We start from the raw sequence: 19,639 nt of genomic DNA, 5'->3' as shown, positions 1-19,639 counted from the left end.
GCTATGCTCCCTTCGCTTCGTATCCGGCGAGTTCGCGCAGCGTTTCGGCGATCAGCGCGGTCCGTACCGTGCCACCGGACCGCGCCCGCGTGCCCGCGTGCATCAGCAGCGGCGGCAGGGTGCGCCACCGTGCCACCGCGTGTTCCCAGTGCGCGCGCTCGGCGGCGCCGAGCAGGCCGGGGTCGAGATCGGCCGCCCAGAGCAGCAGCTCACGCTGGCGCAGCGCCTGCCAGATATCGTCGATCTGCGCGAAATCGGCCGCGGTGGTGGCGAATTGGTAACGGCTCGCCAGCGCCGTCAGCGCATCCGCCCCGGCCAGCCGGTCCGACCGCGGCGCGAGCGGTGCGATCGGGCCCGCTTCGAGCCACCGGTAGGTCCGGCCCGCGTGGATCTCGGCGGTCCCTGCCATCGCCTGCTCACGCAGCAGCGCCACCGTCTCCCCGGCGGGCAGGCTCGCCGACCATGCCCGCAGCTCCGCCTTGCCGGGCACCGGAATTCGCCGTCCGGTCTGCAGGCCCAGTTCGGTCGTCATCGTCAGCGGATCCTCGACCGTCCAGCCGTCGACGGTCGCGACGAGAGCCAGCCAGTGCGGGGCGTGCCAGCGCTGGTAGCCGCGCTGCCACGGCAGGTGGAAGATATCCGCGAGCACCACCGCCGAACCGTGCCCGGCCACCTGCTCCTCGATGGCGGCGTACGCGACGTCCCACTCGTCGTTGCCGTTGATCCGCAGCCCGAGCGCGGGCAGCAACGGCGCCGCGTGGTGCTCGAACAGCAGCAGGTCGTCGTCGACGGGCCGCACGGCGAGTAACGGACCGTCCGCCAATAGTGGCCGCCACCATCGGGATTCGCCCCGTGCCGCGAGTGTGCCCGCCAAGGCCGCGGTGAAGCAGCTCAGCTTGTCGCCGTGGGTCGCCAGTGCCGTGGTCATCGCGGCCGCAGAACTCGCAGCGCGCCGCCGAGGTAGGCGGTGCGCGACGCCGCGCGCTGGATCTTGCCGCTCGAGGTGCGGGGTATGCCGCCGGGGCCGAGGAGCAGCACCTCGTGCACGCCGACCTCGTGGGTGTCGAAGATGGCCTGGCGCACCGCGTTCCGCAGTGCCGCCGCCGCGGCCGCGCCCTCGGGTGAGCCGACGCTCATCCTGGCCTCGACCAATACCACGATCTTCTCCCCCGTTTCGCCGTCGATGGAGAAGATCGAGCAGCGGCCGGGCAGGACGAGCGGATGCGCCGCCTCGGCGGTGGCCTCGAGATCGGGGGGATAGAAGTTGCGGCCGTCGACGATGATCAGGTCCTTGAGCCTGCTCGTCGGATAGAGCTCGCCGTCGTGCAGGAAGCCGATATCGCCGGTGCGCAGATAGCGCGTGCCGTCCGAGGGGCACAGCAGGCCGCCGAAGGTCTGCTCGGTCTCCTCGGGCCGATTGAAATAGCCGGTGGCGATGGCCGGACCGCTCACCCACACCTCGCCGAGTTCATCGTCGGGCAGCGGCAGCCCGGTCTCCGGGTCGACGATCACGATCCTGGTGCCCGGCACCGCCGCCCCGGCGCTGACGACCTGCGCGCCCTCGCCCTCGGTGACGATCACCTTGCCCTGCGCGAGCGCGTCGCGATCGACCGTGAGCGTCTCGATGCCCGCCTCCGTGCGCCAGTTCGCGGAGACGATCAGCGTCGCCTCCGCGAGCCCGTACCCGGCGACCAGCGTCGACGCGGACAGCCCGTAGCCAGCGAACGCGGCGTGGAACTTGCGCATGGTGCTCACGCGCACCGGCTCCGCGCCGGCGAGGCTGAACCGCCAGCGGCTCAGGTCGAGACCGTCGATCTGTCCCGGGTCGACACGGTCCGCGCACAGCTCGTAGCCCACGTTCGGCGCCGCCGACACGGTCGGTGTCGGGATATCGCTGATCGTCTGCAACCAGCGCTCCGGCCTGCGCAGGAACGCCGTCGGCGACATCTGCACCACCCCGTTGCCCTTGATGATCGGCAGGATGACCCCGACCATCAGCCCCATGTCGTGGAACAGCGGCAGCCAGCTGACGAAGGTCAGATCGGATCCGGAAAGCCCTACGTGGCTGAGCAATTCGTACACCTGTGCGGCGTTCGCGAGCAGCCCGCGATGCGGCACCATCACCCCGGCGGGCGCGCGCGTCGAGCCGGAGGTGTACTGCAGCAGTGCGATCTGCTCGCCGCCCTGTGGCGCAGGCTCGAAATAGACCGACTCGTCGACCTCGGAGGTGCTGAGCACCAGCCGCGTCGTATCGATGGGCGAGGTGTCGAGCCAGGCGGTGACCTTGGACATTTCGGCGTCGGTGGTCACCAGGCACGCGGGATCGGCGTCGACGCACACCGCGTCGAGGCGGCCGTTGGCGTTGTGCGTGCTCGGCGGATACAGCGGCACGGCGATGATTCCGGCGTACAGGCAGCCGAAGAACGCCTTCACATAGTCCAGCCCCGGCGGCAGCAGCAGCACCGCACGATCACCCGGCTGAGCGACCTGCAGCAGCGTGACGGCGAACGCCCGTGCCGCGCGGTCGATCTCGCCGTAGGTCAGCGATGTCGTCGTGCCGCGGGCGGCGCGCGGGTCCGGATAGCCGAGATGGCTGTAGGCGATCTGATCCGGCCGCTGCCTGCTCTGCACGGTCAGCGCGTGCACGAGGGTGTCGTACTCCAATTGTCCTGCGGTGAGCAGTGATGCGCTCATACTCCGACCTCCAGTGGTGACGGCGCGGCGAGGAAGCCGACCTTGCGGAAGTAGTCCAGATAACGGACGAACAGGTCGCGGGTGACCGGCGGGCACGACACGCCCGCCAGCCCGGTGACCGCCGCGTCGACCTCGAACCGCAGCAGCGGGGTGAGGCCGTCGTTCGCGTTCAGCAGGCTCAGCACCCGCAGCGACGCCGAGTCGGCGCCCGCGGTCGCGGCGTGCGCGGCCACCGCGTCACGCCATTCGGCGAGGTCGACCAGGCTTATCGCCCAGCCCATTTCGCGCACCCAGCCGATGGCGTCGAGGAAGGCGCACGGCGCCGGATTGCGCAGATGGTAGATGTGCGCGCCGGGCTCGGGGCGCCGGGCCAGCTCCACCATGGCGGCGGCGGCGAAATCGGCGGGCGCGAGGTCGACGGTGAAGTCCACCTTCGGCGCGAGCCCGACCTCCTGGCTCGCCTTGACCAGCAACCAGAAGAAGTCGCTCGTCTGGCAGGCGCCGGTCCCGCTGTCACCGCCGATGCGGCCGAGCCGCAGCACCGACACCGGCAGGCCGCGTTCGCCCGCCTCGCACACCAGGCGCTCGGCGACCCATTTGGTCTGCAGGTAGCCCAGCGACAATCGCGAAGGATCGCGGGCGACGGCCGGTGCGGTGACCAGGCCCGCGTCCGCGTCGCCGGGGCCGAGCACATACAGCGACGACACGAAATGCAGTGGGGCGCCGGCAATCCTGGCCATCGTGATGAGCTCCTCGGTGCCCGCCACATTCGCCGCCGCCAGCACGCTGTACGGCATGGCGAAGTTCACCTGCGCGCCGTTGTGATAGATCGCGTCGATGCTGCGGGCGAGCAGCAGGAACTCCTTCTCGCTCAAACCGAGCCGTGGCCTGGCCAGATCGCCGAGTACCGGGGACACCCTGTCGAAGGCGTCGCGCGGCAGCTCGTAGCCGTCGAGCGCGGCGGCGAGCCGTTCCAGCGCCTCCTCGCGGCTTTCGGCCCGCACCAGGCAGTGCACCTGCGCGTCGGTACGCGCGAGCAGCTGGTGCAGCAGGAAGGCGCCGACGAATCCGGTTGCGCCGGTGAGCAATACGCCGCCGGTGTCCGGCGCGGCGACCGGCCACGGTCCCGGCGGCCATGCGGCGATCGTCGCGGCCACCTCACCCGCCAGGTCGATGGTCTGCTCGACGGCGTCCCCACCCGACAGCACCGCGACGACACCGGCCACGGTGGGGCGGGCGAACAGCGAACCGAGCGGAACCGCCTCACCGAAGGTCTCTTTCAGGCGCAGGATGAGCTGGGCGGCGAGCAGCGAATGGCCGCCGAGGTCGAAGAAGTTGTCCGTGCGTCCCACCCGCGGCACGCCGAGGACCTGGGCGAACACGCCCGCGACGCGCTGCTCCAGCGGTGTGCGCGGCGGCTCGAATTCCACCGTGGCGCGGCGCAGCACCGGTGCGGGCAGCGCGCGGCGATCCAGTTTTCCGTTGGCGGTCAACGGGAACCGGTCCAGCGCGACCACGGCGGTGGGCACCATGTGCTGCGGCAGCCGCCGCGCCAGGTGCGCGCGCACGTCGACGATGAGGTCCGCACGCGCCTTGACCCGCAACGGATCCGAGGTCACCGGGGCATCCGGCCACCCGCTCTCGCGCACCGGCGCGGCGGGCGCCGGGAGGCCCCACGAGGTGGCGACGACATCGAAGTGCCCGCCAGGGCGGCGCAGCGCCTCGACGCGGTAGGGCAGCCGGTCGGCGACGGCAAGGAAGTCCTCCGGATCGACACCACCGGAATCGCCCAGCGCGGCACGGATTCTGGCGGCGTTGGCGCGACCACCGGCGATCTCCGCGACGGCGGCGAGCGGACCCGCGACGCGCGCGTCGAGCACATCGGGCACCAGCACGGCGGCGGGCTGTTCGCGCCGCAGCAGCGCGGCGAGCGCGTCGGGATCCGGTGCACCGTCGAGGATGCGCGGCGTCACCGCCAGCTCGCGGACACCGGCCTGCAGCACCGCGTCGTAGCGGAAGCACGACATCTCGTTGCGGTGCCTGCCCCGCTTCAGCCGGATCCGGCAGCCGATCAGCTCGGCGCGCGAGGCGACGAAATCGGTGAAATACCGTGGTGAGATCACCAATTCGGCGTCGTCGCGCAGCGCGGCGGCCACCGCGGGCCCGAGTTCGGCGGCGCCGCCGCCCGGTGCGCCCGCCGCCTCGACCGTCGCGTGGAACGATTCGCTGAGCGTCAGATCACGCACGTCGCCGACGAAGAGCACACCGTTCTCGGCCAGCAGTTCGGTGGCCCGGTCCAGCACACCGGTCAGGTAGTCGGCGCTCGGAAAGTACTGCACGACCGAATTGATCAGGACGAGGTCGTAGCCGCCGGTGAGGTCGTCGGGCAGCGCATCGGCCGGACCGTGCCACAGCCGGACGTGCGCCAGCGCGGGATCGGCGGCCACGATCTTCGTGCGGACGTTCTCGATCGCCGAGGCGGACATGTCGACGGCGTCGTACACCGCGCAGTCCGCGGCCAGCCTGGACAGCAACAGTCCGGTGCCGCAACCGATTTCGAGGATGCGCCGGGGTGCGGCGGCATCGCGCGGCGCGAAGTCGCGCACGGCGGCGACCGTCGCCTCGACCCACTCGCGCATGTGCTCCTCGGCGATGGCGGCGTTGGTGTAGGAGCTGTTCCAGCCCGAGATGTCGAAATCGGCGTCGCCGGCGGCCCGGCCAGGTCCGTAGGTGCTGTCGAACACGACCTCCCAGTCGGCGACCTGTCCGCGCTCGGCGTCGCTCGGGCCGCTCGCGGCGGCATCGTGCGGCGTGGAATAGTCGCGCGGCGTGAAATAGGCGACGAGGCCGGTGGTATCGCCCGCCTCCTTGCGGGCGAGCACCACGGACTGCTCGACGCCCGGATGTGCGTCGAGCACCGCCTCGATCTCCCCCGGCTCGATGCGGAAGCCGCGCACCTTGACCTGCTGATCGATCCGGCCCAGGTATTCCAGATCGCCGTCGGCCCTGCGCCGGGCCAGATCACCGGTCCGGTACACCCGGCGGCCGCCGAGAAGTTCACTCGCGGTGAAGCGTTCGGCCGTCAGCTCGTCGCGGTTCAGATAGCCCCGGCCGACACCGGCGCCGCAGACGAGCATCTCGCCCGCCACCCCGTCCGGCACGGGGCGTCCGGCCGGATCCACGATGAGCACGCCGAGATCGGGCAGCGGGACACCGATCAGGCTGCCCGCGGCGCGGGTCACGTCGGTGCTGGTCAGCTCCCGGTAGGTGACGTGCACGGTCGTCTCGGTGATGCCGTACATGTTCACCAGGCGCGCGCTGTCGCCGTGGCGGTCGAACCACGGTGCCAGGCTTGCCAGGTCGAGCGCCTCGCCGCCGAAGATCACCCAGCGCACCGCGCTGTCGGCCGCGGGGCGATCCGCCGTCACGCGCAGCAGCTGCGCGAAGGCCGACGGCGTCTGGTTGAGCACGGTGACCCGCTCGCGGACCAGCAGATTCGCGAATTCCTCGGTGGAGCGCCCGATCTCGCCGGGGACGACCACCAGCCGTCCACCGTGCAGCAGCGCGCCCCACATCTCCCAGACGGCGAAATCGAAGGAGTACGAGTGGAACATCGTCCACACGTCGTCGCGGCCGAAGTCGAACAGCCGCGCGGTGGACGTGAAAAGCCGCACTACATTGGCGTGTTCGATGAGCACGCCCTTCGGCACGCCGGTCGAGCCCGAGGTGTAGATGAGGTAGCAGGCATCGCCGGGCTCGGCCGCCGCCCACACCACCGGGGCCGGCGCCGGTCCCGGCTCGTCGATCAGCAGCAGCTCGGCCGAGGCGGAAAGCCCTGCGGCGAGCGAACTCTGGGTGATGATGAGCGGCGCGCCCGAGTCGGCCACCATGAAATCGATCCGCTCGGCCGGATACATCGGGTCGAGCGGGACGTAGGCGGCGCCGGTGCGCAGGACAGCCAGGATCGCCACCACCACATCGGCCGACCGTTCGAGATGGATGCCGACGAACGCGCCGCGCCCGATGCCGTGCGCGTGCAGGCGGCGAGCGAGCAGATCTGCCGCCGTGGCCAATTCGGCATAGCCGAGCTCGCGATCGGCATCGGTGAGCGCGATCGCGTCCGGTGTGAGCGCAGCCCGCGCGGCGAACAGGTCGTGCAGGCACTCGCGCACCGCCACCCCGTCCGTGCTCGGCAGCGCGAGCGCCGCGGCCCGTGCCCGCTCGGCGGATTCGAGAAAATCGAGCTCGGGCAGCGGTGTATCCGGATACTCGACGACGGCGGCGAGCAACGCGGTGAAATGCCGGGCGATCGCGGCCACGGTCGGCTCGTCGTAGAGGTCGACGTCGTATTCGAGCGCACCGGCGAGTTCGTCACCGACCTGGCGCAGGGTCACCAGCACATCGAATTTGGTCGTGCCCGAATGCACCTCGAGATATTCCGCGCTCAGCCCCGCGACATCCACGTCGGGCAGCGCGGTGTTCTGCAGCACCAGCACCGTGCGGAACAGGGGCGAGTGGCTCAGCTCCCGGTCGGGGCGCACATGGTCGACAACGAGGTCGAACGGCACCTCCTGATGGTCGAACGCGTCGAACACCACGCGCTGTTCGCGGGCGAGCAGGTCACGGAACGTCGGTGCGCCGGACAGATCCGTCCGCAGGGCGAGCGCGTTGACGAAGAATCCGATCAGCGGCTCCACCTCCGGCCTGGTCCGGTTCGCGATGGGCGTCCCGACGGTGATGTCCTCGGCGCCGGTGTAGTAGCGCAGCAGCGCCTTGAATCCGGCGAGCAGCGCGACGAACAGCGTGGCCGGGCGGTCATCGACCCTGACCTCGTCGGCGAGCCCGCGCAATGCGCCGAGGACCCGCGCCGGGATGGTGAACGTCAGTCGCGCACCGCGGCTTTCGGGCCGCGCGGCGCGCGGGCGGTCCGGATGGAAGGTGACCAGTGGCGGCTCGTCGCCCAGCACGTCGTACCAGTAGTCGAGATCGGACCCGAACCTGTCCTGCTCGGCGCGCTCGCGCAGCCAGGCCGCGTAATCGGGGTACTGCAGCGGCAATTCGGGCGGCGCCGGTGTCCGGCCCGCGACCAGATCGGCGTAGGCGGTCATGAGTTCGGTGGCGAAGACGCCGAGCGACCAGCCGTCGGACACGATGTGGTGCATGGCGACCGCGAAAATCGAGTCCTGCTGATCCAGCCGTACCACCAGCACCTCGAACAGCCGCCCGGACAGGTCGAAGACGGTGCGGCTGAACCGCTCCACCCGCTCCATCGCGTCCTCGACCGGCCGCAGCGGATCCAGCGCGGCGCGCTCCACCACGGTCAGCGGTATCGGTTCGAACGGCCGGACCACCTGGACAGGTACCCCGTCGTCGACCTCGATACTGGTGCGCAGGGCATCATGCCTGGCGACGACCAGGGTCAGCGCGTCGTGCAGCGCGACCAGATCGAGCCTGCCGCGCAGGCGCAGCGCCAGTGGCATCGTGTAGGTGGCGCGGCCGGGAAACAGCTGCTCCAGGAACCAGATCCGCTGCTGCGCCGCCGAAAGCGGCGCGGGCGCGGCCGGATCGGCCCTGCGTGCGATGGCGGCCCGCCCGCTGTTCCCTGACGTCCAGCGCCGCAGTAGTTCCCGCCGCGAGGCGCGGATATCGGTCGGCTCAGGCATTGTCGCTCCGTTCTCGCGCGGGGCCCTGCTCGTTCAGCAGCAGCTCGACCTCGCTGTCGGACAGCTCGTCCAACCGCTGGATCAGGTGATCGGAAATGGTCGCGGCCATGCCCGCGATGGTCGGCGCGGCGAAGAGGTCGCCGAGCGCGAGCTCGAGCGGGAAGACCGCGCGCAGGCGGGTGGCCACCTGCACCGCGAGCAGCGAATCGCCGCCGAGTTCGAAGAAGTTGGCGGCGTGATCGAGCTCGTCGATGCCGAGCGCCGAACGCCAGATCCCGGCGACACGGCCACGGACGGAGTCGGCGAATTCGTCGTCGTCGGCCTCGCTCGCCGCCGAGGGCCTGCTCGCCGCCGCGTGTTCGATGGCCGCTGCCTCTGGCACCACGTCGATGCGCGGCTCGTGCGCCTGTACCTGTGGCGGATCGACCCAATAGCGCCGCAGGGCAAAGGGATAGGTCGGCAGGCTGACGACGGTCCTGCCCTCGTCACCGTGTACGGCGGCGAAATCGACCTCGACACCGGCCAGCCAGAGCCGCCCCGCCGCCGTCACGATCGCTCCGGGACCGGACTCGGCGCCGAGCGTGCCGACCGTCGGTGTCCGCCGATCGGCCGTGCGCAGGAAGGAGACGAGAGATTTGCCCGGCCCCACCTCGAGTCCGACTGTCGTCGTATTCCGGCCGAGCACACCGAGCGCCGCCTCGCGGAAGCGCACCGTGCTCGTCATCTGGCGGGCCCAATAGCCGGGGTCGACCGCCTCCGCCGCGGTGATGGGCGCGCCGGTGAGATTCGACCAGAACTCGGTGTGCGGCGCCCGGCGCGGCACCGCGCCGACCGCCTCGGCGAAGCGCGCCGCGGCCTCGTCCATCAGCGGGGTGTGGAACGCATGTCCCACCGGCAGTGGCGAACTCGCCACGCCGTCCGTGGCCAGTGCCGCGGCGAATCGCTCGATGGCCGACCTGGTTCCGGCCACCACGCAACGGGTGGCGGAATTGTCCGCGGCGGTCCAGACGTCGTCGGGCAGCCGCTCGGCGAGCTGAGCCGCCCCGAGCGACACCGCGAGCATCGCCCCCTGCGGCGCGGCCGCCATGACGCGGCCACGCTCGACCACGAGTCCGAGCGCATCCGGCAGCTCGAACACACCGGCTACCGTCGCGGCCACCAGCTCACCGAGGCTGTGCCCGAGCAACTCTCGCGGCACGACGCCGAATTCACGCCACATCCCCGCCAGCGCGTACTCGACGGCGAACAGTGCGACCTGTGTCTGCTCGGTGCCGCCCGCGCCGCGCGCCGCGCGGTGGAGATCGAAGCCGTATCGCTCGCGTAGCAGCTGTGCACAGGTACGCAATCCCGCGCCGAAGGCGGGAACGGCGGCGAGTTCCGTGAGGTCGCCGAGCGCGACGCCCTGTCCGGGAAACAGCCACGCCACCGCGGGTGCGGCCACCGCCTCGCCGGTCAGCGGCGCGGCGAGCGCCGCGGCGGCCTCGGCCGTGGTGTTCGCCACCACCATCCGGCGATGCGCGAACCGGCGGCGGCCGTGCGCCAAAGTATGTGCCACGCCCGGCAATTCGGCCGCCTCCGCGCCGAGATGGGCGGCGAGCCTGGCGACAAGGCGGTCGGCGTCGGTCGCGGTGCGGCCGGAGACGAGCACCGCGCGCGGCCCCTGCGTGGTCGCGACGGCCCGCCGCGCGGGCGGCTGCTCCACGATCACATGGGCGTTGGTGCCGCCGATGCCGAAGGCGCTCACCCCGGCCCTGCGCACTCGGTCGGGCCAGGTTCGCAATTCGGTGTTGACGAAGAACGGGCTGCTCGCGAAGTCGATCTCGGGATTGGGCCGGGAGTAGTGCAGGCTCGCCGGGATGAGCCCGTCGCGGACCGCGAGCACCGCCTTGATGAATCCGGCCACGCCACCCGCCGCGTTCAGGTGGCCCACATTGGTTTTCACCGATCCGAGCGCGCAGTACTGGACGGCGTCGGTGTGCTCGCGATAGGCCGCGGTCAGCGCGGACACCTCGATGGGATCGCCGAGCCGCGTTCCGGTGCCGTGCGCCTCGACGTAGCCGATGGTCTCGGCGCCGATTCCGGCCGCCGACAACGCCTCCCGGATCACCGCGCGCTGCCCCGCGATACCCGGTGCGGTGTACCCGATCTTATTGGCGCCGTCGTTGTTCACGGCGGAGCCGAGGATCACCGCGTGCACGCGGTCGCCGTCGGCGACGGCGTCGGCGAGCCGCTTGAGGACGACGACCCCGACGCCGGAACCGAAGACCGTCCCGCCCGCCTCGGCGTCGAAGGCGCGGCAGTGGCCGTCCGGGGAGAGGATCGAGCCCTCCTCGTAGATGTAGCCCGCCTCCTGGGGCACTTGCACACTCGCGCCACCCGCGACCGCGACATCGCACTGGAAGTCGAGCAGTGCCTGCGCGGCCTGGTGCACCGCGACCAGCGAGGTGGAGCACGCGGTCTGCACGGCCACGCTCGGCCCGGTCAGATCGAGCTTGTAGGAAACCTTGCTGGCCAGGTAGTCCGGGGCGTTGCCGTGCAGCGCGTGCAGTTGCGAACTCGGGTTGTCCAGCAGCCGCGCATGCCCGACCAGGTTGCGCAGCAGGTAGGTGCTGATGCTCGCGCCGGCGAATACTCCGACGGGCGCGGGGTTTTCGGCGGGCACGAACCCGGCGTCCTCGAATGCCTCCCAAGCACACAGCAGGAACAGCCGGTGCTGCGGGTCGGTGAGCTGCACCTCGCGCGGGCTCATCGCGAAGAATTCCGCGTCGAACCGGTCGGCATCGGCCAGCCGCGCCCCGGCGTGCACGTAACCGGCCGGTGCGTCGGCGGGCCGGGATTCCGGTGCGAGCGGCCCCACCGATTCGCGGCCATCGCACAGGTTGCGCCAGTAGCCCTCGACGGTGACCGCATCGGGGAAGCGGCAGGCCATCCCCACGACGGCCACCCGGAAATCGTTGTCCTCGTGCGTCATCGACGGCTCCCCTCGGGTGCGGTCGCCGCGGCCTGCCGGTGCGCGCGGCGACGGGCGGCGGCCGCGCGGCGGTCCTGGCCGCGATCGGTGTCGTCGGGCCCCGCGGTGCGCCCGGCCAGGGTGAGCGCGAGCCCGTCGACGGTGGGAGCGGCGAAAAGGTCCGTCATGGCCAGCGCGATGCCGAGGCGCCGCTCGAGCAGGCCGCGCACCCTGGCCACGGCCAGTGAATGGCCGCCGAGGTCGAAGAAGTTCTGGCCGAGGCCGACCGGACGGTCGAGCACCTCCGCCCACACCTCGGCGACCACGCGCTCCAATTCCGTGCGCGGCGGCGTGAACACCGCGGCCTCCGGCACCGCGATCGGCGGCAGCTTCGCCCGGTCCAGCTTGCCCGTCAACCCGCGCGGCAGTGCGTCGAGCACCAGATAGGCCGACGGAATCATGTAGTCCGGCAGCCGGGTTCGCAGGAATGCGGTCAGTTCCACCTGGTCCGGCGCCAGCGGCCCCTCCTGGGTCAGGTAGGCGACGAGCCGCGGCGGCGTCGCAGCGGGATCGAGCACCACCGCGGCCTCGGCGACCGAAGGATGGTCGCGCAGCACGGTTTCCGCCTCGCCCGGCTCGACGCGATGCCCGCGAATCTTCACCTGCCGGTCCTTGCGTCCGGCGAAGACGAGCCTGCCGTCGGGCAGTCTGCGGGCCAGATCGCCGGTCCGGTAGTAGCGTTCGCCGTCGGGCCCGGTGCCGAACACCGCGTCGGTGAGTTCGGGCCGATGCCAATAGCCCACCGCCACATGCGGACTGCGCAGCGCAAGCTCACCGTAGACCTCGGTGCGGCGGCCGGACTCGTCGACCAGTTCGGCGGCGATGCCCGCCACCGGATGGCCGATGGGCACCCCGGCGCGCTCGGCATCGGCCGGGTCGACCAGATGTTGCAGCGCCACTGAGCATTCCGAGGGCCCGTACAGGCTCACCAGACGGCAGGCCGGGCCGAAATGGCGGCCGAAATCCAGGATGTCGCCGCGCACCACCTCCTCGCCGCCGAGCCCGACCACCCGCAGCGCCCGCGGCAGCCACGGCGTCCGCGCATCGCTGAGCAGATAGCGGAACAGCGTCGGCGTGCAGTGCAGCACGGTGACACCGGCGCGCTCGATCTCCGCCCGCAATGCCTCGGGGCTGAACAGGTGTGGATCGATCACATGCAATCGCGCGCCCACCACCGCGGCGCCGAACGAGTTGAGGATTCCCGCGTCGAAGGTGTAGCGCGCCGGGCCCGCGACGATGTCGTCCGGACCGATGCGCAGGCGCCGCGCGTAACGCACGGCATGGGCGAGCACGTTGTCGCGGCTCTGCTCGACGCCCTTGGGGCGACCGGTCGATCCCGAGGTGTACACCAGGTACGCCAGATCCTGCGGCGCGTCCTGCCCCGCAACGGGTTCGACGTGTGCGAGATGGTCACGCCCGCGCGGGCGATCCGCGCGGCCGGAGACCGGCAGCACCTGCACCGCGCCCGCGATCGACCGCGCGAGCGGCGCCAGCTCCGGATCGCAGAGCAGCGCCGAGATATTCGACTCCTCGATGATCTCGATCAGCCGAGCCTGCGGCGCGCGCGGATCGAGCGGCACGTAGGTGACCTCCGACTGGATCGCGGCCCACACCGCGGCGAAACTCGCCGCGGTGTGCTCGTAGAGCAGGGCGATCCGGCTGCCCGCCAGTTCGGCGGCGGCGATCTCCAGCACGATGTCACCGGCCAGCGTCACCAGCTCCGCGTAGCTCGTCGATGTCGCCGCATCGCTCAAAGCCGGTGCGTCACCCCGTGATCCGGCGACGTGCGCCAACCGGTCGGCCAGGGTTTCGCCGTCCGCGATCTCGGGCGCCACCGCGATACCGGGCAGATCCCATACCGACCGAGCCGCCGCCTGTTCCGCGCCCTCCAACGCGATCTCGGCGACCAATTGCTCCGGCCGCCGCGCGATCTCGGCAAGGGCGGCCGCGTAATGCCGCAGCAGGCGCTCGGCGGTCGCCGCGTCGTACAGGTCCGTGCTGTATTCCAGGGTCAGCTGGGTCCCGTCGCCGGTCTCGTCGACGGTGAGGTCCAGATCCAGTTTGGCGGTGGCCCGTGGCGCGTCGACCAGTTCCACCGCCAGGCCCGCCATCCCGAGTGTGGGCGGCGGGGTGTTCAGGTAGTTGAACATGATCTGCGTCAACGGCGTCCGGCTCATGTCGCGATGAGGTACCAGCGCCTCGATCACCCGCTCGAACGGGCAGTCCTGATTGGCGTGCGCGGCGAGCACCGTCTTGCCGACACGGGACACCAGATCGGCGAACGGCTCCTCCGGATCGAGCTCGACGCGCAGCGCGAGCGTATTCAGGAAGCAGCCGATCAACGGCTCCACCGCCGACCGGGTGCGCCCGGCGATCGGCGAGGCGACGACCAGATCCCGTTGCCGCGTATACCGATTCAGCACGGTGTAGAACGCGGCGAGCAGCACCGCGAAGGCGGTCACGCCACCGCGCCCGGCGATCGCCTTGATCTGCGCCATCACCCGCGGGTCGACCGTCAGCCGCGCCACCGCGCCGCGCGCGGTGCGCCGGGCCGGACGTGGCCGGTCGCCGGGGATTTCGGTGACGGCCGGGGCGGCGAGCTCACCGCGCCAGAAGTCGAGCTGGTCGTCGAGGCGGGCCGCGCCGTCGCGCTGCCACGCGGCGTAATCCGCGTACTGCACCGTCAGCGGCGGCAATGGTGTCGAGACATTGTCGAGTTCGGCCCGGTAGTGCGCGGCGACCTCGTGGCTCAGTACCGCGATGGACCAGCCGTCGCAGACGATGTGGTGCAGCGCGATCGCGAGCAGGTAATCGTCGTGGCCCGACGCGATGAGGTGGTAGCGCCAGACCGGTCCGTCGGCGAGGTCGAACGGTGCGCGGTAGACGGCCGCGGCGAGTTCGGCCTCGGCGCGGGCCCGCTCGCCGTCGGCCAGCGCGCTGATATCCGTGAACGGCAGTGGCCGTTGCCGATACGGCTGGACGAGCTGACGCAGCTGACCGTCCCGCGTGGTCCGATAGACGCTGCGCAGCACCTCGTGCCGCTGTTCGACCAGTGCCAGCGCCCGTTCCAATGCGGCGATATCGAGCGCACCGCGCAGCCGCAGGCCGCCGGGCATGATGTAGGTGCTGTTGCCGGGGTCGAGCGTCTCCAGGAACCACAGCCGCTCCTGTGCGAAGGAGACCGCGAGCAGCTCATCGTCCGCGCGCGGCGTCGCGCGCGGCGACAACGGCGAATCCGCCGCGGCGGGGGCCGATTCCAGCAGGCGCGCGGTGGTCGCGACGGTCGGGCTCTCGAAGAGCTCGCGCAGTGAGACGGTGACACCGAACTCGTCGAGCAGTTGCGCGAGCACCCGCGTCGCCGCCAGCGAGCTGCCGCCGAGCAGGAAGAAGTCGTCGTGGCGACCCACCTCGGGCAGGTCGAGCGCCTGCGCCCACAGCGCGGCGAGACGCTGCTCCAGCGCGCCGGCCGGGGGTTCGAACTCCGCCGTGCCCGCTCCGATCGCCGCATCCGGCTCGGTGGCCGAATCCGCCACGGCGACCGCGCAAGTCGTGGCGCGCGCACGCCGCGGCAGCCCGGCGACCAGATCGTCCACCGCGGCAGCGGGGTCCGCCGCCGCGGCCGCCGCGATCGCGACGAAATCGCGCGCCAGGGCCGCGACGGTGTCGGCGTCGAGCAGCGCCGAGTTGTAGGTCAGCTGGCATTCGAAGTCCGCGCCCGTCTCGGCCACGTGCATGACCAGGTCGTACAGCGTCGCCCCGGTGTCGATGGTGTACCAGTCGACGGTCAGTTCCCAGCGGCTCAGGTCGGGGCGGCGCAGCGCCTGCTGGACGAACAGCGTCTGGAAAACCGGGCTGTAGCTGGGATCCCATGGCCCGCCGAGCCTTTCGACGATGTTCTCGAAGGGGATCAGCTCGTCGTCGTAGGCCGCCATCGCGCTGTCACCGGTGCGGCGCAGCAGATCGAGGAACGACTGACCCGCCACCAGATCGGAGCGGACCGGGACGGTGTTCACGAAATGGCCGATGGTATCGGCGAGTTCGGCGTACGGGCGCCCGGCCATCGGGATGCCGACGCAGAAATCCCGCCGCCCGGTGTGCTGCGCCAAGGTCAGCTCGTAGCAGGCCAGCAGGAAGACGAACGGCGGAACCCCCTGGGCGGCGGCGCATTCGCGCACCGCGTCGGCGACCGCGCGCGGGAACGATTCCGCCACGCGCGCACCATCGTTGCCGACCCGGCGCGGACGCGCGCGGCCGGTCGACAGATCCAAGGGCGCGACGTCGCGGACCAGGGCGGCGCGGGCGTCGACGGCCGCCGCGCGCGGCGCCCGCTCGCGGCGTTCGGCACTCCAGTCCGCGTAGTCGGCGTATTGGCGCGCGGGCGCCGTGAGCAGCGTCGGCGCACCGGTGCGGTAGGCGCCGTAGGCGATCCAGAGCTGATCGATCAGCAGCCCGATGGACAGTCCGTCCAGCACGAGATGGTGTGCGACGACCGCGAGGATCCACTCCTGCTCGGCGAGCCGCAGCAGCGCCCACCGCGTCAGCGGTCCGGCGGCCAGGTCGAACGGCGCGACCGCAAGGGTCTCGAGCACCTGATCCGCCGCTGTGGCACGGCTTTTCGCGGGGACGAGCCGAAGATCGTGTGCCTGCCAGTCGGCGCGGTCGACCTCGACGATCTCGCCGCGCAGCGCACCCGGCGCGTCGGTGAATACCGTCCGCAGCGCGTGCTGCTGCTGGGTCAGCGCGTCGGCGGCGTGCCGCAGCGCCTCGGCATCGAGCGGTCCGGTGATCCGAATACCCAGCGGCACATGGTAAACCGCCGCGTTACCGGCGAGCTGCTCGTGCAGCCGGATACCGCGCTGCGCCGGTGTCGCGGGATACGGTCCCGTCCCGGTGCGTACGGGAATGGTGCGCGCGACACTGCCCGCGGCGCGGCGCTCCCGCAGCCTGGCGAGCGCGAGGCTGCTAGCTGGTGAGTTCATGGGCGGTCTCCATCAGTGCGTCGGCTTGTTCGACCATGAGTTCTTCCAGCACCGCGGCCACCTGGGCGACGGTGGGTTCCCGCAGCATGCGGCGCAGCGGGAACTCGATCTCGAACAGCTCGCGGATGCTACGAACGAACTGGGTGGCGAGCAGCGAATGACCGCCGATGCGGAAGAAGTTCTCGAACACCCCGACCTGCTCGAGGCCGAGCATGTCCGCCCACATCTCGGCGACCGCCCGCTCGTATTCGGTACGCGGCGCGACGAATTCGGCGTCGGCGGCGAACAGCCCGGTCGAGCGCCGCGGCGCGGCGGTGGCGCGGATGTCCGGCGCCGCACCGGCGATCCGGTACGACTTGCGATCGAACGGATACAGCGGCAGCCCGGCCAGCGGCCGATCGGCGGGATCCAGTGCCGCCCAGTCCACTTCGTGGCCGCGCACATGCAGTTCGCCGAGCGCGGCGAGCAGCACCGCGCGGTCGTCGACCTCGCGCACCAGCGACGGCACCGCGATACCGGCGCGATCGTGGTGCCGGAGCAGGTTTTTCAGCATGCCGCTCAGCGCCGGATGCGGGCCGATTTCGACGAAGGAGCCGATATTCGCCTCGATCATGGCGCCGACCGCGTCGGCGAAGGCCACCGGCCGCACCACCTGATCGGTCCAGTAGATGGCATTGAGCCGGGAGCCGTCGAGCAGGCCACCGGTGACGGTGGAATAGAAGGGAATACCGCCGTCGCCCGGCTGGACGCAGGGCATACCTGCCGCGAATTCCGGCACGCTCTCGCGCATCAGCGGTGAGTGGAACGCGTAGTGGCCGGGCAGTCTCCTGGTCATGACCCGCTCGTTCGCCAGCCGGTCGAGCAGGCCGTCGATCGCGGCAACGGCACCGGAGAGCAGCGTCCACCGCGGGCCGTTGGCGCCGGCGAGGTACACCCCTGAGGGCAGCGATCCGAGTTCCTCGGCGGGCAGGTTCACCACCGCCATGCACCCGTTGTCACGCAGCCGCGCTGTCGCCTGCGCCCGTGCCGCGATGACGCGCGCGGCGGTCGGCAGATCGATCGCGCCGCACACGTGCGCGGCCGCGACCTCGCCGACGCTGTGCCCGACCACGGCGTCGGGCACGATGCCGAGCCCGCGCCACATGGCCGCGAGCGCGACCTGCAGTGCGAAGATGATCGGCTGCGCGACACCGGTATCGGCGAGCGCCTCGGCATCCTGCCCGCGATCGATGGCGGCGAAGGGCGACCAGCCGAGCACCGGGCGCAGCTCGCGGTCCACCGCCTGCAATGCGTTGCGGAACGCGGGCTGGTATCGAATCAGCTTGCGGCCCATGCCGAGCCACTGATTGCCCTGGCCGGTGAAGACGAAGCCGACCTTGCCGGGCCCGCCGCGCGGTACCCGGCCCGCGGCGGCGCCGAGCGGCAGCGTGCCGCCCGCGATCGTGGCGAGTTGCGTCGCGAGCCCGGCATGATCGTCGGCGACGACCGCGATGCGGCACGAATGCTGGGTCCGCCGCACCATCGAGGTGCGCGCCAGCTCCGCCATCGACGGCGGGTTCGGCGCGCCGAGCAACTCGATCCAGCTGTCCACCTGAGCCAGCGTCGCGTGTTCGCTGCGGCCGGAAATGCCGACGAGATAGGGCCGTTCATCGGAGACGGCCACCGGCGCCCGCCGTGCGGCGGGTTGCGCGGCGGTGAGCACGGCATGCGCGTTGGTCCCGCCGAAGCCGAAGGAACTGACCCCGGCCAGCTTCCTGCCCTGCGGCCACTCCCGGTGTTCGGTCACCACGTCGAACCGCAGATCCGCGAAATCGATGTGCCGGTTGGGTGATTCGAAGTTCAGGTTCGCGGGCAGCCCGCCGTGGTGCAGCGCGAGCGCGGTCTTGATCAGGCCGGTGATCCCCGCGGCGGCCTCCAGATGGCCGAGCATCGTTTTCGCCGATCCGACGAGGAATCTGTCGTCGCCGCCGCGGTTCTCGGCGAACACCGCGCCGAGCGCACGCGCCTCGATGGCATCGCCGAGCGCGGTGCCGGTGCCGTGCGCCTCGACATACTGCACCTCGGCGGGGTCGACACCCGCCCGCAGGCAGGCGCGGCGCAGCAGTTCGGTCTGCGACTGGAAGCTCGGTGCGGTGAGCCCGTTGGTGCGGCCGTCCTGATTGACGGCGGAACCGAGCAGCACGGCGTAGACGCGGTCGCCGTCGCGCTCGGCATGCGCGAGCGGCTTCAGCACGACCGCTGCGCTGCCCTCGCCCCTGACGTAGCCGTCCGCGCGGTCGTCGAAGGTCTTGCATCGCCCGTCCGCGGCCAGCATGCCCGCGGCGGTGAGCGATTCGGTGATCCTCGGATCGAGTGTCAGGTTGACCCCGCCGACCACCGCGAGATCGCAGTCGCCGTCGTGCAGGCTGCGCAGCGCCAGATGGGTGGCCACCAGCGACGACGAGCAGGCGGTGTCCACGCTGATACTCGGCCCGCGCAGGTCGTAGAGATAGGACAGCCGGTTCGCCGCGATGCTGGCCGCATTGCCGGTGACCGCGGCGATATCCATGCCGATATGTCCCGCGGTGTCCACGCCGCGGGCGTAATCGCCCGCGCTGATGCCGATGAAGGCGCCGGTGGCCGTGCCCGCGAGCCGCGAAACCGGAAGCCCCGCATCGTCGAACGCGTCGGCGACCGTCTCGGCGAGCAGGCGATGCTGCGGATCCATGCACGCGGCCTCGGCGTCGGCGATGCCGAAGTAGTTGGCGTCGAACGCGTACGGGTCGTCCAGGAAGGAGCCGAACACCGGACCGCGCTCGGGCGTGCTCCGCGGGCCGGCGCTCGGCGGCCAGTCGAGACGGGCGCTCGGCGCCGCGCCGACCAGCTCCCTGCCGTGCCGCAGCGCGTCCCACAACTGCCCAGGCCCGCGCAGACCGGGAAACGCGCAGCCGATGCCGATGATCGCGACGGGTTCCTGGCCGCCGGGCGCGCGCGGCTGCTCGATCGTTGCCGCCGCACCGTCCTGGTGCGCGGCGCCATCGGTGACCTGGGCTGCGCTCAGGCCGTCGGCCAGCGCCTTCACCGTCGGGTACTGCCAGAGCAGGTCGGCGGGCTGCGGTTTACCGAGCCAGGCCGAGACGATGCCGACGAAGACCAGGGCCGTCGCCGAGGTGAGGCCGAGGCTCAGGAACGGTTCGTCGAAGGCGATCTCCTCCGCCGACAGGTCGAGCAGATCGCCGAGCGTGTGGGTGATAAAGGTCTTGATCTCGTCGACGGTGCGACGAGCGTTCTCTCCAGACATTCAGCCGCTACCT

Annotated in this window: 6 protein-coding genes; all 6 read right to left on the bottom strand. The window is 71.3% G+C overall.

What is annotated here, in order from left to right; all coding sequences use genetic code 11:
• Position 1 precedes the first annotated feature (1 nt).
• The 6 genes from ACIG5A_RS00695 to ACIG5A_RS00670 are packed head-to-tail and all read right to left on the bottom strand — an operon-like array spanning position 2 to position 19,626.
• The gene (locus tag ACIG5A_RS00695) at positions 2-928 is read right to left on the bottom strand and encodes a hypothetical protein (RefSeq protein WP_397236191.1); all 927 of its coding nucleotides are present in this window, start codon (positions 926-928) and stop codon (positions 2-4) included.
• Complete coding sequence (locus ACIG5A_RS00690; protein WP_397236189.1) at positions 925-2,694, bottom strand: fatty acyl-AMP ligase; 1,770 nt, start codon at positions 2,692-2,694, stop codon at positions 925-927. Before ACIG5A_RS00690 ends, ACIG5A_RS00695 begins: the two co-directional genes overlap by 4 nt.
• Positions 2,691-8,357 (bottom strand): amino acid adenylation domain-containing protein, encoded by a 5,667-nt coding sequence (locus ACIG5A_RS00685; RefSeq protein ID WP_397236187.1) that lies wholly within the window; start codon positions 8,355-8,357, stop codon positions 2,691-2,693. The genes ACIG5A_RS00690 and ACIG5A_RS00685 overlap by 4 nt, the downstream gene beginning before the upstream one ends.
• Positions 8,350-11,328 (bottom strand): type I polyketide synthase, encoded by a 2,979-nt coding sequence (locus tag ACIG5A_RS00680; RefSeq protein ID WP_397236185.1) that lies wholly within the window; start codon positions 11,326-11,328, stop codon positions 8,350-8,352. The genes ACIG5A_RS00685 and ACIG5A_RS00680 overlap by 8 nt, the downstream gene beginning before the upstream one ends.
• Complete coding sequence (locus tag ACIG5A_RS00675) at positions 11,325-16,346, bottom strand: condensation domain-containing protein (RefSeq protein WP_397236183.1); 5,022 nt, start codon at positions 16,344-16,346, stop codon at positions 11,325-11,327. Before ACIG5A_RS00675 ends, ACIG5A_RS00680 begins: the two co-directional genes overlap by 4 nt.
• A complete protein-coding gene (locus tag ACIG5A_RS00670; RefSeq protein WP_397236181.1) occupies positions 16,330-19,626 on the bottom strand; it encodes a beta-ketoacyl synthase N-terminal-like domain-containing protein in 3,297 nt (1,098 codons plus the stop codon). Before ACIG5A_RS00670 ends, ACIG5A_RS00675 begins: the two co-directional genes overlap by 17 nt.
• Positions 19,627-19,639 lie beyond the last annotated feature (13 nt).

Source organism: Nocardia sp. NPDC052566, assembly GCF_044547285.1.
Taxonomy (GTDB): Bacteria; Actinomycetota; Actinomycetes; order Mycobacteriales; family Mycobacteriaceae; genus Nocardia.
Note: the sequence above shows the minus strand (reverse complement) of the source record. Positions and strands in the feature narration are given on the sequence as shown.